The organism is Streptomyces sp. NPDC093071, from assembly GCF_044754545.1.
Classification (GTDB): Bacteria; Actinomycetota; Actinomycetes; order Streptomycetales; family Streptomycetaceae; genus Streptomyces.
In genome coordinates, this window is the sequence record NZ_JBIVPH010000001.1 from 687283 (window position 1) to 703086 (window position 15804).

General features: G+C 68.6%; 11 protein-coding genes. 4 read left to right on the top strand and 7 right to left on the bottom strand.

Features of this window, described 5'->3' with window-relative positions:
- Nucleotides 1-285: 285 nt before the first annotated feature.
- Both ACIQD7_RS02910 and ACIQD7_RS02915 read left to right on the top strand, forming a co-directional pair.
- Complete coding sequence (locus ACIQD7_RS02910; protein ID WP_402438855.1) at nucleotides 286-7014, top strand: RHS repeat-associated core domain-containing protein; 6729 nt, start codon at nucleotides 286-288, stop codon at nucleotides 7012-7014.
- Entirely contained in the window at nucleotides 7014-7469 is a 456-nt protein-coding gene (locus ACIQD7_RS02915; protein ID WP_093545256.1) for a hypothetical protein, read from the top strand. Before ACIQD7_RS02910 ends, ACIQD7_RS02915 begins: the two co-directional genes overlap by 1 nt.
- Nucleotides 7470-7631: 162 nt before the next feature.
- Here the strand turns inward: ACIQD7_RS02915 and ACIQD7_RS02920 are convergent, their stop codons facing one another.
- Both ACIQD7_RS02920 and ACIQD7_RS02925 read right to left on the bottom strand, forming a co-directional pair.
- Nucleotides 7632-8207 carry an IS630 family transposase gene (locus ACIQD7_RS02920; RefSeq protein ID WP_402438857.1) on the bottom strand — a complete coding sequence of 192 codons (576 nt, stop codon included), beginning with the start codon at nucleotides 8205-8207 and terminating at the stop codon, nucleotides 7632-7634.
- Entirely contained in the window at nucleotides 8192-8806 is a 615-nt protein-coding gene (locus tag ACIQD7_RS02925) for a winged helix-turn-helix domain-containing protein (RefSeq protein ID WP_402439693.1), read from the bottom strand. The genes ACIQD7_RS02920 and ACIQD7_RS02925 overlap by 16 nt, the downstream gene beginning before the upstream one ends.
- Nucleotides 8807-9278: 472 nt before the next feature.
- Here ACIQD7_RS02925 and ACIQD7_RS02930 point away from each other — a divergent pair, with 472 nt between their 5' ends.
- A complete protein-coding gene (locus ACIQD7_RS02930) occupies nucleotides 9279-9635 on the top strand; it encodes a hypothetical protein (protein WP_402439695.1) in 357 nt (118 codons plus the stop codon).
- A gap of 230 nt (nucleotides 9636-9865) precedes the next feature.
- Here ACIQD7_RS02930 and ACIQD7_RS02935 read toward each other — a convergent pair whose 3' ends face one another.
- The 5 genes from ACIQD7_RS02935 to ACIQD7_RS02955 are packed head-to-tail and all read right to left on the bottom strand — an operon-like array spanning nucleotide 9866 to nucleotide 14534.
- Nucleotides 9866-10447, bottom strand: a complete 582-nt coding sequence (locus ACIQD7_RS02935; RefSeq protein WP_402438859.1) for a hypothetical protein — start codon at nucleotides 10445-10447, stop codon at nucleotides 9866-9868.
- On the bottom strand, nucleotides 10444-11619 hold the full coding sequence (locus ACIQD7_RS02940; RefSeq protein WP_402438862.1) for an ROK family glucokinase: 1176 nt from the start codon (nucleotides 11617-11619) through the stop codon (nucleotides 10444-10446). The genes ACIQD7_RS02935 and ACIQD7_RS02940 overlap by 4 nt, the downstream gene beginning before the upstream one ends.
- Before the next feature lie 37 nt (nucleotides 11620-11656).
- Nucleotides 11657-12469: an ATP-binding cassette domain-containing protein gene (locus tag ACIQD7_RS02945; RefSeq protein WP_402438864.1), complete on the bottom strand. Its 813-nt coding sequence runs from the start codon at nucleotides 12467-12469 to the stop codon at nucleotides 11657-11659.
- The gene (locus ACIQD7_RS02950; protein WP_402438865.1) at nucleotides 12466-13518 is read right to left on the bottom strand and encodes an ABC transporter permease; all 1053 of its coding nucleotides are present in this window, start codon (nucleotides 13516-13518) and stop codon (nucleotides 12466-12468) included. The genes ACIQD7_RS02945 and ACIQD7_RS02950 overlap by 4 nt, the downstream gene beginning before the upstream one ends.
- Complete coding sequence (locus ACIQD7_RS02955; protein WP_402438867.1) at nucleotides 13515-14534, bottom strand: sugar ABC transporter substrate-binding protein; 1020 nt, start codon at nucleotides 14532-14534, stop codon at nucleotides 13515-13517. The genes ACIQD7_RS02950 and ACIQD7_RS02955 overlap by 4 nt, the downstream gene beginning before the upstream one ends.
- Before the next feature lie 252 nt (nucleotides 14535-14786).
- Here ACIQD7_RS02955 and ACIQD7_RS02960 point away from each other — a divergent pair, with 252 nt between their 5' ends.
- On the top strand, nucleotides 14787-15785 hold the full coding sequence (locus ACIQD7_RS02960) for a Gfo/Idh/MocA family oxidoreductase (protein WP_402438869.1): 999 nt from the start codon (nucleotides 14787-14789) through the stop codon (nucleotides 15783-15785).
- The last annotated feature ends 19 nt before the right edge of the window (nucleotides 15786-15804 follow it).

Below are 15804 nucleotides of genomic sequence, written 5' to 3' on the forward strand. Positions count from 1 at the left end.
TATGCCGCAATACCAGACAATCCGACACACGCCGGGAGAGTCACGACGAGACCGCTCAACCCCACTTGACCTGGGATTCTATGGGGCAGCTGTGGGCCAGCTGTGCGGCAACACCCTCAAGGGACCTTGTCGCACCAGATGCATTCAATAGGAAACTGAATCAGGTCGACGTGTTTCCCACCAAAGCCCTCCTGTTACAGTTCCCCGGTTTTATTCGTTTTTAAGGGGTGGGAGTAAGTGGGCAATTTCCGTACCAGAGGGTGGGCCGCGGCTTTGTCCGCGGTGATGGCAGTGGGACTGCTGCCGTCCACCTCGGCCGCACTCACAGGACAGGACCCGGGTATCGGCACCTCGCTGACCGGGCTCAAGCAGCCCAAGCCGGTACCCGTCGTACCGGTCCGGGCGGGGGGAAACAAGCGCCCGGACATCGGCCGGGTCAAGGCCGCGACCCGCGCCGCCTGGCCCGCGCCCGGCACGCGGACGGTCGACGTCACGACGCAGAAGACGCCGGGACGCACCGCCGCGGGAGAACCGCTCCCGGTCTCGGTGTCCGCGGTTCCCGAGACCGCCTCCAAGGCCGCCTCGGCGTCCCGGGCGGGAGGCGCCGGGCGGACGCCCGCGCTGACCAGGGCACAGATCTCGGTCAAGTCCCGCGCGGCGGCCGAGAAGGCGGGCGTCGACGGCCCGCTGTTCACCGTGGGCCGCGCCGACGCGGCCACCACCGCGAGCCAGGCGCGCGTCAGCCTCGACTACGCGGCCTTCAAGGACACCTACGGTGGCGACTGGGCCGCGCGCCTGCGCCTGGTCCAGCTGCCGGCCTGCGCGCTGACCACACCGGAGAAGGCGGCCTGCCGCACGGCGAAGCCGCTGAAGACGGTCAACGACACGAAGAGCCGCACGCTCACCGCCGTCGCACCGGTTCCGGCGGGAACGCCCGCCGCCTCCCCCGCCGCAGCGGGCATGACGGTGCTGGCCGCGACTGCCGACGCCGGAGGGTCGAGCGGAAGCTTCACGGCGACCTCGCTGGAACCGTCCGGCGCCTGGAGCGCCGGCAGTTCCACGGGCGGCTTCAGCTGGAGCTACCCGGTGGGCGTTCCTGCCGTTCCGGGCGGGCTGAAGCCCGGGGTGACCCTCGGCTACAGCTCGCAGGCCGTCGACGGCCGTACCTCCGCCTCGAACAACCAGGCCGGCTGGATCGGTGACGGCTGGGGCTACGAGCCCGGCTACATCGAGCGCCGTTACAAGTCCTGCGAGGACGACAAGTCCGGCGCCACCAACACCACCAAGGTCGGCGACCAGTGCTGGTTCACCGACAACGCGGTGCTGTCGCTGGGCGGCAAGACCACCGAGCTCGTCTTCGACGCGGCCAAGGGCTGGCGTCCCACGTCCGACGGCGGCGAGAAGATCGAGAAGCTGAGCGGCGCCGACAACGGCGACGCGGGCACGGGCACCGTCGCGGGCGCCGGCGAGTACTGGAAGGTGACGACGCTCGACGGCACGCAGTACTTCTTCGGCAGGCACAAGCTCCCCGGGTGGGCCACGGGCAATCCCGTGACCAACTCGACCCTGACGGTGCCGGTCTTCGGCAACCACACGAACGAGCCCTGCGCCACGTCCTCCTTCGCCACCTCGTGGTGCCAGCAGGCCTGGCGCTGGAACCTCGACTACGTCGTGGACCCGCGCGGCAACGCGATGGCCTACTTCTGGAAGAAGGAGACCAACAACTACGGCCGCAACGTCAACGCGACCACCGGCGCGTCGACGAAGACCCCCTACAACCGCGGCGGCTACCTGGAGCGCATCGAGTACGGACTCCGGGACACCACGCCCTACGCGGCCAAGGCCATGGGCAAGGTGACCTTCACCTCCAAGGAGCGCTGCGACACGAACTGCACCTTCGACACGGCCAACGCGCTCAACTGGCCGGACACCCCGGTCGACCTGTACTGCAAGGACACGGCGACGGAATGCAAGGGGCAGTACTCTCCCAGCTTCTGGTCGAGCGTGCGGCTGACCGACATCTCCACGCAGGTCCTGACCGCCGGTGCCTACGCGACCGTCGACTCCTGGCACCTGACGCAGACCTTCCCCCCGTCGGGTGACGGCATCTCCACCCCGATGTGGCTCCAGGGGATCAAGCGCACGGCCACGGACGGCGCCGCGACGGCCGACGTACCGATGATCACCTTCACTCCGGTGCAGAAGCCCAACCGCGTCGACAAACTGGGCGACGGGCTCGCCCCGTTCATCCGGATGCGGATGTCGCAGATCACCACGGAGTCGGGCGGCACCATCGGCGTCGACTACTACGACCCCGACTGCACCGCGACCTCCCTGCCGCCGGTCGACGACACCAACTCCACGCGCTGCTACACCGTCAAGACGGTGATCGACGGACCGGACCCCGAGCACGACTGGTTCAACACCTACCCCGTCCAGCGGGTCACCGAGGGCGACAACGTCGCGGGCACCCCCGACGTCGTCACCGAGTACGCCTACGTCGGCGGCGCGGAGTGGGCCAAGAGCGAGGACGAGTTCAGCAAGGCGGAGAACCGCACCTACTCGCTCCCCCGCGGCTACCACCTGGTCCAGACCCGGACCGGCTCCGGCTTCGACAAGAAGACCCTGTCGGAGTCCCGGTACTTCCGCGGCATGGACGGCGCCTCGGTCAAGAACTCCGCCGGTGTCGGCGTCACCGACCGCGAGCAGTTCGCCGGCATGCTGCGCGAGAAGGCCACGTACGACGGGGACGGCGGACCGCTCGTCAGCGCGTCCTCGTACGTGCCCTGGCGCTCCGCGGTCACCGCGACCCGCGCGCGCACCGGACTGCCCGCCCTCGAGGCGTACATGACGGGTACGCAGACCGAGGAAACCCGCGTCAAGATCACCGGTGGTGAGCGCACCACGCGGACCGTCAAGGGCTTCGACTCCTACGGTCTGGTGACCACGGTCTCCGAGCTGGGAGACGTCGCCAAGTCCGGTGACGAGAAGTGCACCACCACGACCTACGCCCGCACCGGCACCTCCACGATCCTGGACAAGGTCTCCCGCAGCGAGACCGTCGCGGTCGCCTGCGGCGAGACCGCGTCGCGGCCCGCGGACGTGATCGACGACGTCCGCACGTACTACGACGGCCTGGCCCTGCACGCCGCTCCGACCAAGGGGCTCGTGACCAAGTCGGAGCAGATCAACGGCGCCGGAACCGGCTACGAGGTGACCTCCTCCACGCCGAGCACCTGCGGCACCGGAGGCACCCAGCTCTGCTACGACGTCTACGGCCGCCAGCTGGCCGAGGCCGACGCCTACGGCAAGGTGAGCCGCAGCGCCTTCACCCCCGCCACCGGTGAGGTGCCGACGAGCAGCGTCGTCACCAACCCGCTCGGCCACACGATCACCACCGTGCTGTCGGCCCGACGTGGCCTGCCCACCAAGGTCACCGACACCAACGGCAAGATCACGACGAACGTCTACGACCCGCTGGGCCGCGTAACCAAAGCCTGGCTGCCCGGCCGGGCCCAGGCCACCTACCCCACGGCGCCGAACTTCCAGTTCGAGTACCTGCTGCGGAACAACGGGCCGGCCGTCGTCACCACGAAGGCACTCACGCACGACAACCAGTACCGGACGAGCTACTCGTTCCAGGACGGCCTGCTGCGGGCTCTGCAGACCCAGGAGGAATCGCCCGACCGCGCCGGCCGCCTGGTGACCGAGGTCTTCTACAACACGCGCGGCGAGGCGGTCACCAACTCCGGGACCTACTTCGCCACCGGTGCTCCCGAGCCGGTCCTGGTGACCGGTCAGCAGACCATGTACCCGTCGTCGACGCAGACCGAGTTCGACGGCCTCGGGCGCCCCACCGCCGTGATCGCCAAGCGGTACACGGACGAGACGAAGCGCACCACGACCACGTACACCGGGGACACCTCCACCGTGGTGCCGCCGGCGGGCGGCATCGCCACGACGACCGTGGTGGACGCGCTCAACCGCACCGTCGAGCTGAAGCAGTACACGGACGCGGCCCGCACCACCTCCCAGTCCACCCGTTACGCCTACGACAACAAGGGTCGGCTGGCGAAGGTCACCGATCCCACGGGGGCCGAGTGGACCTACCAGTACGACATCCGCGGACGTGAGACCGTGTCCGTCGACCCCGACAAGGGCAAGGTCGTCACGGCCTACGACAAGGGCGACCGGACCACGGACGTCACCGACGCCCGCCAGGTCACGCTCCACAGCGACTACGACGACCTCGGACGCCGTACGGCGCTGAAGAAAGGTGCCAAGCTCCTCGCGTCCTGGAGCTACGACCCGACGGGCGCCAAGGGCCAGCCGTGGAAGTCCACCCGCTATGACGACGCGGGCAACGCCTGGGTCACCGAGGCCGGCGACTACGACGACTCCTACCAGCCGCAGCTGACCAAGGTCACGGTTCCGGCGTCGGAGACGGGTCTGGCCGGTACGTACGAGTGGCACACCTCGTACAACGCCAACACCGGACAGGTCCAGGACGTCGAGCACCCGCAGCTGGCGGACCTGCCCTACGAACTGGTCAGCAACGGCTACACCGCGGTCACCGGCCTGCTCGACACCGTCGGCACCATGACCGAGACCTCCAGCGCCGCGCTGGTCTCGGACATGACCTACGACCACTACGGCCGTGCGATCCGCGCCGAGTACGGCGAGTTCGGCCGCCACGTGTGGACGACCAGCCAGTACGACGACCACACCGGTCAGGTCACCAACACCTTCACCGACCGCGACACCGCGCCGCAGCGGGTGGAGGACACCTCCTACACCTACGACCCGGCCGGCAACATCACCGCCGTCGCCACCGGTTACGACCAGGGCGCGGCCCGCACCACCGACACCCAGTGCTTCGCCCTGGACGCCCTGCGGCGCATCACCGAGGCCTGGACCAACACCGGCACCACCTGCGCCGCGGCCCCCTCGGCCGGCGTCGTCGGCGGACCGGACGCGTACTGGACGAGCTACACCTACGACGCGGTCGGCAACCGCAACACCGAGGTCCAGCACCAGACCCCCTCGGGACCGGCCGCCGACACCACCCGCACGTACACCGCCCCGGCCGCCGGCACCCACAAGCTGCCCGGCGTCACCCAGACCGGCGCGAACCCGCGCACCGAGACCTACACCTACGACGCGACCGGCAACACCGAGACCCGCAAGATCGGCAACGCCGACCTGGAGACCCTGTTCTGGGACGACGAGGGTCACCTCAAGTCCACCACCAAGGTCACCGACACCACCAGCTACCTGTACGACACCGCCGGACAGCGACTGGTACGCCGCGACTCCACCGGCACCACCCTCTACCTGCCCGGCGGCAACGAACTCCACAAGAACAAGGCCGGCAAGGTCACCGGCACCCGCTACTACGGCGGCGTCGCCATGTACAAAGCGGGCAAGCTCACCTTCCTGCTCGCCGACCACCACGGCACCGGCAGCACCCAGATCACCAACGACGCCGCCCAGACCGTCACCCGCCGCAAGACCACCATCTTCGGCGCCCCGCGCGGCATCCAGCCCGCCAACTGGATCGGCGACAAGGGCTTCGTCGGCGGCACCCGTGACGCGGACACCTCGCTCACCCACCTGGGCGCCCGCGAGTACGACCCCGCCATCGGCCGCTTCATCAGCGTCGACCCGATCCTCGACCTGAACGACCCGCAGCAGTCGCAGGGCTACAGCTACGGCAACAACAACCCGGTCTCCTTCAGCGACCCGTCGGGCCTCCGCCCGGACGGTCCGGTCGGCGGTGCCGACTACAACGACAAGCGGGATACGCGCGGCGAGTACAGGGAGGACACTGCGGGAAGCGGTTGGTTCCTGGACCGCCAGGGCGGCTGGAGTTACCGCTACCGCGAGATCATTGGCGGCCCGTTCGGCGGTATCACGCTGTCGCAGACCATCTGGTCGGACCGGGCCACGTCCAGCGGCTACGCGAAGATGAAGCCGCTGAAGGTCGTCAAGAACCCGCCGCCTCCGGTGAACTTCTACGGCCGGAACATCGGCCCGGTCGTCGGCGGAATTTTCCTTCCCGATGCCGAGGCGTGGACCGACTGCTTCGGCGACGGCCCCCTCGTGCAGTGCGCCTGGGCAGCTACCGACATTCCCATCGCGAAGCCGCTGAAGGGCCTCAAGGCTCTGAAGGGCTTGAAGGGCGGGAAGGCCGCCGAGAAGGCGGAGGACGCCGCCGATGCGGTGGGCACCGTGTGCGGGACAGGGAAGAAGCACAGCTTCCTTCCCGGCACGAAGGTGCTGCTCGCCGACGGCTCGACCAAGAAGATCGAGGACATCCGCATAGGGGACATCGTCCTCGCGACGGACCCGGACACCGGGGAGACACGCGCGGAAAAGGTCCTCAACGTCATCGTCACGGAGGACGACAAGGACTTCACCGAACTGACGGTGAAGACCAAAACGGGCCAGGCGAAGATCGTCGCTACGGACACCCACCCATTCTGGTCGGTCGACCTGAAGAAGTGGATCGACGCCGGCAAGATCACTCGCGGCATCGACCTGCGCACCCCGAAGAACGGCAACGCCGAAGTCCTTTCGGTACGCCACTTCACAGAACAGCAGCAGACGTACGATCTCACTGTTGACCGCATCCACACGTACTATGTGCTGGCGGGCAAGACTCCGGTCCTCGTGCACAATGCCGGAGGGCTTTATGTACGCGGTCCGAAGGATCCTCTGAATTTCGGGAGTAATTACACCGGGCGCGTCGACAGATTCGACATCGGTGGTACGACTGACTTCGAGGTTCACGTCTACCACAAGGGTAAGGAAGTCGGGATCTTCGGCAGTGACGGATGGTTCTCGAAGCACGGAAAGAGTGCTGACGTCGATGTTCCGCGGGATGTCTACAACAACCTGAAGGGGCTAGCCGTGGGCGAATTGAGGCGAGATGGCCGTATCGGCGAAAAGGGAACCGAGAACGTGAAGGGCGACAACTGGAAGCGCCCGCGCATCACTGGCGGTGGATGCTAATGAAGTACGTGCGTGTGGAGCCATTGCAGGACCGGTACGGATACCACCTGGATCCGCAGAATTACTTGCAGGTCCTCCCTCAGCTCTCCGGTGACCTTCCGCCGGGTGCGGCGGCGTTTGCCACTCACCCTGATCACTACGACTTCCGAGGCGTTCGGTGCGTTAAGGATCTGGAGCTGAGCAAGGCAACTCTCGTTGATGACCAAGGGCAAGTTTCTCTCGAATTTGTCCTGACGCCGAACGAGTGGAAACATGAGAGCGGTCTATGTATTCGCTACTCGGACGTCCAGTCTTTCCGTGTCGACGCTGAGGAACCTGACGGCATGTTTCCTCGCCTGGGTGATCTGCAGTTGGATGAGGTGCTTCCGCATTCGTCGGGCATGTCGCACGAAATTTCCTTCACGTGCGGTTCGATTCTCGTTGTCGCTGCCGATCTCGTGGCGACGTGGGATTAGAGATTAATCCGTGACGAAATAGTGAATCCCCGAAGGGGCTATGGCCCTTCGGGGATTCACTATTTCCGATGTCCAGATCCATTCAGTCAGGTTCCCGATTTGACCCCTTCCTGGAGTCTCTGGGTGCCTTGACGCTGAGGTTGAAAGGGTGGGGTGACAGGGCTACGGAGGCTCCAGCCCGAGTCCGGTCTCGGCGATGAAGCCGTCGAGGATCTCGGGTCGGCGTTGGATGCCGCGCAAGCGGTTCTTCACGAGTGGAGTGAGGTCGTCGATCGTCCGGGGTGCGAGGTTGGCCAGGGACTTCTTCAGGTGGGCCCACACGCCTTCGACCGGGTTGAGGTCGGGTGTGTAGGGCGGGAGTTTGACGATGGTCAGCCAGTCGCTGTTGCGTTCGCAGAACTCCCGCAACGCCTTGGCGTGATGGGTGCTGGCGTTGTCCCACACCACGATCAGCGGGGCACCGCCGAGCTGCCGGCGGGCAGAGGTCAGCAGGTCCGCGAACTCGCGGGCCCGGAAGCCCTTCTTCTCGCCGGTCCGGCCTCGGTACGTCTGGGTCCGGTAGATCAGCCTGGTCTCGCGGCCCGGTCTAACGCAGATCATCCCGGTCATCAGGACCCGGCCCGATCCCTTCCCCGTCACCTTGGCCAACGGAGTTCGGCCCCGCCGCGACCAGGTCCTGCCCTTGCCGGGCTTCAGGTCCTGCCCGGCCTCGTCCTCGAAGACTATCCACGCGCCCAAGAGCTGGGCCGTCCTCTTACCCGTGACCACTGCTCCGTCCGCCACGCGGCGACGGCCTCTTCGTTCCGCTCGACCGCCCGGTGCGCGGGGACCTGCGGTGACCAGCCCAGCCGGTGCAGCAGATACGACACCCCACGCGGGGTGTACCGGTGGCCGAACAGGCGGCGAATCAGCTCCGCGACCCTGGCCAGAGTCCACCGCTGGTCCTCCATCCAGCCGTGCGCCGCCGGTCCGGCCTCCAGCTCGGCCTGCAACCGCTCCGCCTGAACATCGCCCAGCCGGCACGGAAAGCCACCAGCCCCCTTGGACGCCAGAGCCGTTCTGCCGCCTTGGCGCCAGGCAGCGTGCCAGGCGTAAGCCGACTTCCGCGACACCCGTAACCTGCGAGCTACCTCCGGCGGCCGCACCCCCTGCCCGAACATCTCCGCGGCCTCGAAACGCACCACTTCACGCTTCGCCCGCCCCGCGGCGGTCAGCCCGCCGCCATCCGCGTACCTCATGACGAGGATGTAGCACCGCCAACGCCCCCTGTCACCCCACCCTTTCAACCTCAGCGGCAACGCCGACGGCAACAGAGGCGCACAGCACGACACTTCCATGCACACCCACGGACAGGCCGGAATTCGCTGACCAGCGAAAATGCAGGTGACAACCGCCCGGCGAGCACACGTACTATGTGCTAACAGGGCCCGCAGCCGTACTGGTCCACAACACTGACGGGATACCGTCGGTTGACAACCCGAGACTGCAAAGCATTGTCAACACCTTGTTCCACGGCGTGGGAAATGAAAACCTGATCGGCGATGGATCGGCAATGGCTGCGGCCAATCACGAAGCTCTTGGTGGGGCGCAGGTCGAAGGAAGAAATCCTATGGCCAGCACGGCACAGCTTCGGAGCTCGCTCAACAACTTCCTCTCAAAGGACGTAATTCGACTGAAGGGCGGAAAGAGGGAGACCGCGGTAAGGACGACGCGTGATATACAGGTGGCGAATAGCTTGATAACGGCCATCGATGACGCTCACGCCGGCAGGTACTCGGGATTGGGCGACTATCCCGGACTGGGGTGCTGATGAACGCTGTCATGCAACTGGTGAAAGATCTGGTGAACCAGTTCCCAGTCCTAGAGGATTCTTACGAAACCCATGTGTTCAACGAGGGTGAACTCCTGCCGCATGTCTTCTTCTGGGATGTCACACAGGACGTAGTGAGCTCTTTCGCCACTCCAGACTCGAAGGCATTGGACTGGCGGGCCGTTCTTTCCTTCCTAGAGGAAAACCTCTCCAAGGGGATACCCGAGGTAAATGAAGTGATATGCACTTCATTCCTCTGGTATTTGCCGCAGCCCGGCAATCCCGGATACGAGATCACCGGTCGCATGGGCCCCGCCATGGCACGCAGGTTTCAGGAGATCCGCCCCTCCGGGTAGAGTTCACATGAGACGTCGGATCAAGCTCCTTGAATAGGAGACAAAATGACGCCTCATTCAAACAGCCCTGGTTCCACAAGTCTTCTTGTGGAACCAGGGCTGTTTTTCTTTACCGATTTCGACGTCATTGAGGCCGGTCGCACTTATGGCGGATACACCCGAAGGACAGGTCTCGGATCGAAGTATCCGACCGATGTTCGCCCGACCTCTTACTTCAGGGGCTCGTCGTCTCAAGGACTCGTCGTCGAGACCGCGTACACCCGGGGGAAGGCCGGTTCCGTGAGGTCGACCGTGATGTCCGTGGTGGGGCGGGGCTCCTCGCGGGTGACGGTGGTGCCCGACCAGGCCGGGCTGTTCGGGAAGGTCCAGGCGGCGATCGAGCGGTCGCGCTCGCCGATGGTGATCCGGCCCGGGGTGAGCTGGGCGCGGGCGGCGCCGGACTCGGCGAGGAAGACGTCGAGGCCGGCGGCGGTCGTCGTGAACCGGACGTACAGCCGGCTGGTCTTCCAGTTGCTGGTCTCGTAGTAGGCGACGTCCCAGGCGCCGGCGGGGATCGGGACCTCGAAGACCCGGCGCTTCATCTGGGAGGGCCAGTTGTCCTGGAGGCCCGCCGCCGAGGACTCGCGTTCCTTGTCGCGGCCGCTGTCGCGGCTCTGGCCCGCCGAGATGACGAGGTAGCCGGCCGGGATGCCGACGAGGAGCACGATGATGACGGCCGTCAGCCAGCGGCGGCGGATCATGTGCCGGCGGTCCTCGGGCATCCGCTCGCGCGGGGCGCGGGGCGGGGCGGACGACGGGTGGGGCGGGGTCATGAAGGGGGGTCCTCGGGGGTGCGGGCGGTCCGGACCGAGGTCCCGCTGCGCAGGGCCTGGGCGTAGCGCTCGTACCGCTCGTACCGCTCGACGCGGCGCCGGTTGGCGCGGCGGAAGCGGCGGGCGACGAGCCGGGCGAGGTCGGCGGCGCCGACCATGCCGGCCTCGGGGCCGAGCTGGGCGCGGACGAGCCGGGCCTCGGGGCGGTAGCCGCGGCCGGTGAGGTGGCGGCGGAAGGAGTCCCGGGCGGGGCCGATGAGCAGGTCGTCGGCGGCGGAGACGCCCCCGCCGATGACGAAGCAGGAGGGGTCGAGGGCGGCGGCGAGGTTGGCGATGCCGACGCCGAGCCACTGGCCGATGTCCTGGAGCAGCTCGACGCACATGGCGTCGCCCTCGCGGGCGAGCTCGGTGATCAGCGGCCCCGTGATGTCGGGGACGTGGCCCTTGACCCGCTCGATGATGCCGTACGCGACCGGGGAGTCGGCGGCGGCCAGCTCGCGGGCCTCGCGGACCAGCGCGTTGCCCGAGCTGTACTGCTCCCAGCAGCCGCGGTTGCCGCAGGGGCAGCGGTGGCCGCCGGGGACGACCTGCATGTGGCCGAACTCGCCGGCGACGCCGTACTTGCCCCGCTTGACCTGGCCGTCCTCCAGGATGGCGCCGCCGATGCCGGTGCCGAGGGTGATCATGACGAGGTGGTCCTCGCCCCGCCCGGCGCCGAAGCGCCACTCGGCCCAGGCGGCGGTGTTGGCGTCGTTGTCCACCATGACGGGGACGGCGAGGCGGCCCTGGAGGGCGTCCCGGAGGGGCTCGTTGCGCCAGGCCAGGTGCGGGGCGAAGAGGACCCGGGCCCGGTCGGCGTCGACCCAGCCGGCCGCGCCGATGCCGACGGCGTGCACGTCGTGCCGGTCGGAGAGGTCCAGGACCAGTTCGACGATGGTGTCCTCGACGACCTTGGGGCTCTTGGACTTGTCCGGGGTCTCCGTGCGGAGCTTCTCCAGGATGTTGCCGTCGGCGTCGACGACCCCCGCCATCACCTTCGTGCCGCCGATGTCGATGCCGACGGTCGGCACCCGGGGGGCCGTCAGGTGGGAGCGCCGTTCCCGGGTCCCCACGGTCCGCAGCACGGTGCCGCGGGCGGAGCCGCGGTGGGCGAGGTCACGGTAGGTACTCATCGGATCCGATTCTGCCAGGTGGGGTGTACGGGGGCCGTTACGTCGCCGGGGGGCGTTCCAGTTCGTGGCGGAGGTCCTCCAGCTCGGTGCCGCCGGCCATCTGCCGGGTCAACTCGTCGAGGGTGACGGAGCCCTTGGTGTGGCTGCCGGCCATGGTGCCGCGCTTGAGGAGGACGAAACGGTCGCCGACGAGGTGGGCGTGGTGGGGGTTGTGGGTGATGAGGACCACGCCGAGGCCCTGGTCGCGGGCGGCGGCCACGTACTTCAGGACGACCCCGGACTGCTTGACGCCGAGGGCGGCGGTCGGCTCGTCGAGGACGAGGACCTTGGCGCCGAAGTGGACGGCGCGGGCGATGGCCACGCACTGGCGCTCGCCGCCGGAGAGGGTGCCGATGGGCTGGTCGACGTCGCGCAGGTCGATGCCCATGCGGAGCAGGGCCTCGCGGGTGGTGGCGCGCATGAGCCCGGCGTCGAGCCGCTTGAGGGGGCCCCTGCCCTTCGTCGGCTCGGAGCCGAGGAAGAAGTTCCGCCAGACCGGCATGAGCGGGACGACGGCGAGGTCCTGGTAGACGGTGGCGATGCCCCGGTCGAGGGCGTCGCGCGGGTTGGCCAGGGCGACCTCCTCGCCCTCGATGCGGAAGGTCCCGGCGTCGTGCCGGTGCAGCCCGGCGACGATCTTGATGAGGGTGGACTTGCCGGCGCCGTTGTCGCCGAGGACGCAGGTGATCTCCCCCGCGCGGACCTCCAGGGAGACCCCTTCGAGGGCGCGGATGTTGCCGTAGTACTTGCTGACGTCGTCGAGCTCGACGAGGGGCGCGGTCGCGGTCGTCACAGAGGTCCCGGTCGTCATTTGGTGGCCTCCACGCGCTTGCGGATCCAGGCGTTCAGGAGGGTCGCGAGCAGCAGCATCGCGCCCAGGAAGAACTTGAACCAGTCCGGGTTCCACTCGGCGTACACGATGCCCTTGCTGGTCATGCCGAAGATGAGGGCGCCGACCGCCGAGCCGATGGCCGAGCCGTACCCGCCGGTGATCAGGCAGCCGCCGATGACGGCCGCGATGATGTAGATCAGCTCGTTGCCGACGCCCTCGCCCGACTGGACGACGTCGAAGGAGAAGAGCAGGTGCTGGCCGGAGATCCAGGCGCAGAAGGCCACGCCCGCGTAGAGGCCGATCCTGGTGCGGTGGACGGGGACGCCGACCGCGCGGGCCGCGTCGGCGCCGCCGCCGACCGCGAAGATCCAGTTGCCGAAGCGGGTGCGGAGCAGGATCCAGGTGGCGAGGGCCACCAGGCCGAACCACCACAGGATGGTGACCTTGAACTCGACCCCGCCGAGGGTCAGCTGCGAGGCGAAGAGCGTGCGGGCGGAGGGGAAGCCCTCCATGTCGGCGATGGTCTTGGTGGAGACGGTGCCGCTGATCAGCTTGGTGAGGCCCAGGTTCAGGCCGGTCAGCATGAGGAAGGTGCCGAGCGTGATGATGAAGCTGGGCAGCTTGGTGCGGGTCAGCATGACGCCGTTGAAGACGCCGATCGCCAGGGTGACGAGCAGCGAGACGCCGACGCCGACCCAGACGTTCGCCGTCATCTGGTAGCTGAACATCGAGGAGATCAGCGCCGAGCTGGTGACCATGACGCCGGCGGAGAGGTCGAACTCGCCGCCGATCATCAGGAGGGCGACCGGGACGGCCATGATGCCGATGGTGGAGGCCGCGTAGAGGACGGTGCCGAGGCTGGAGGCGCGCAGGAAGCTGTCGGCGAAGACCGCGAAGAAGACGAAGACGGCGGCCGCGCCGACGACCGAGCCCAGCTCGGGGCGGGCGAGCAGCTTCTTCAGCGGGGTGGTGCGCAGGAGGCGTTCGTCGACGTGGTCGATGCCGGACGGCGGGGCGGTGGAGCTCATCGGGTGCCCCGATCCGCGTAGGCGACGAGGTCGGCGGCGTTCTCCTTGGTGATGATCTGGGGGCCGGTGAGGACCGGCTTGCCGCCGCCGAGGACATCGGCGTTGTAGCGGTAGAGCCAGAGCAGGTCGACGGCCTCGTACCCCTGGAGGTAGGGCTGCTGGTCGACGGCGAAGCCGAGGGTGCCGGTCTCGAGGGCGGCGGCGACCTTGGCGTTGAGGTCGAAGGTGTCGATCTCGGCCTTGCTGCCCGCGCTCTTCGCGGCCTGGACGGCGGTGTCGGCGAAGGGGGCGCCGAGGGTGACGACGGCGTCGACGTCCTTGTCGGCCTGGAGCTTGGCCTCGATGGAGGCCTTCACATCGGGCATGTTGGTGCCGTCGACGTACAGGTTCACGAGTTCGCCGCCGAAGGTCTTCTTCGCTCCGGCGCAGCGCTGCTCGTGGCCGACGTTGCCCTGCTCGTGCAGGACGCAGAGCGCCTTCTTCCTGCCGCGCCTGTCGAGTTCCTCGCCGACGGCCTCGCCGGCGACGGTCTCGTCCTGGCCGATGTGGGTGAGGGCGCCGTAGGCCTTGGACTGCTCGGCGCCGGAGTTCACGGTGATCACCGGGATGCCGGCCTTGACGGCCTTCTCGACGGCGGCCTTCATGGCGTCGGGCTTGGCGAGGGTGACGATCAGGCCGTCGACGTCCTTGGCGATGTACGAGTCGACCAGCTGCGCCTGCTGCTGCGCCTCGTCGCTGTGGGCGTAGAGGAAGTTGATGTTGTCCTTGACGGCGGCCTGCTTGGCGCCCTTCTGGACGATGTCCCAGAAGGTGTCGCCGTCGCCCGAATGGGTCACCATCGCGAAGGTCCAGCGGGGGGTGTCGACGGCCGCCCTGCCCTGGGCCTGCGCGGCCTTGCGGGCGTCCTCCGCCCGCTTTCCGCCGGTGCTGCTGCATCCGGCGAGCGCCGTCGTCAGCGCGAGTGCGAGCACGGCGCCGACCGCGGCGCGTACCCCTCCTGTCCGAAGCCTGGTCACGAGGCCGTGCCCTCCTTTGTGTCCTTTGCACGCATTGCAGGCGTGCATTGCAGTATCGGTCATGCGGGTCGGGAGGCTCGCCGCGGGGCCCGGTGCCGGGGCGGCCGGGTCGCCCGCCGGGGGGCGCGAGGGGGGAGCGTAGTCCCGGGTGCGGAGGACGGGAAGCCGAGGGCGGGAAGGTGCGGGAGGGCGGGGTGTCCCGCCGTCCTGGCCTGCCTTGACAGGGGGTGGGCGCGCCCCCACGGTGGGCCCATGCGCATCGGACTCATCGGTACGGGACGGATCGGGAGCTTCCACGCGGGGGTGCTGGCCCGGCACCCGGAGGTCGGGTCCCTGGTCGTCACGGACGCGGATCCCGCGCGGGCGGCCGGGGTGGCGGAGGCGCTCGGGGCGGAGGCGGCGCCGGACGTGGCCGCGCTGCTCGGGAGCGCGCCGGACGCGGTGGTGATCGCCTCGGCGACGGCCGCGCACGCGGAGCTGATCGCCCGCGCCGCCGGGGCGGGCCTGCCGGTCTTCTGCGAGAAGCCGATCGCCCTGGAGGTGCCGGGGACGCTCGCCGCGCTCGACGCGGTGGCGGCGGCGGGCACGGAGCTCCAGCTGGGGTTCATGCGCCGCTTCGACGCGGGCTACCGGGCAGCCCGCGAGGCGGTGCGGTCGGGGCGGCTCGGCCGGCTGCACACCGTACGGGCGGTGACCTCCGACCCGGAGCCGCCGCCCGCCGCGTACCTGCCGCTCTCCGGCGGCCTCTTCCGCGACTGTCTGGTGCACGACTTCGACGCGGTGCGCTGGGTGACCGGGCGGGAGGTCGTCGAGGTGTACGCGACGGGCTCGGACGCGGGCCCCGCGATGTTCCGGGACGCGGGGGACGTGTCCTCGGCCGCCGCGCTCCTCACCCTGGACGACGGCACGCTGGTGACGGCGACCGCGACCCGGTGCAACGGCGCCGGGTACGACGTGCGGATGGAGCTGGCGGGCGAGCGGGGCCAGATCGGGGTGGGCCTGGACGAGCGCACCCCGCTCGTCTCGGTGGAGCCGCAGGGGCCGCCCGCGCCGGAGAAGCCGTGGCCCGGCTTCCTGGAGCGGTTCGCCCCGGCGTACGAGGCGGAGCTGGACGCCTTCGTACGGCTCGCGCGCGGCGCGGCGCCCAATCCGTGCGACGGGCGGGAGGCCCTGGCGGCGCTGCGGATCGCGGAGGCGTGCGAGCGCTCGCGGCGGGAGCGGCGGCCGGTGAGGGTGGAGGGCTCCGGCTGACCTGCCGAGAGGGTGCTTC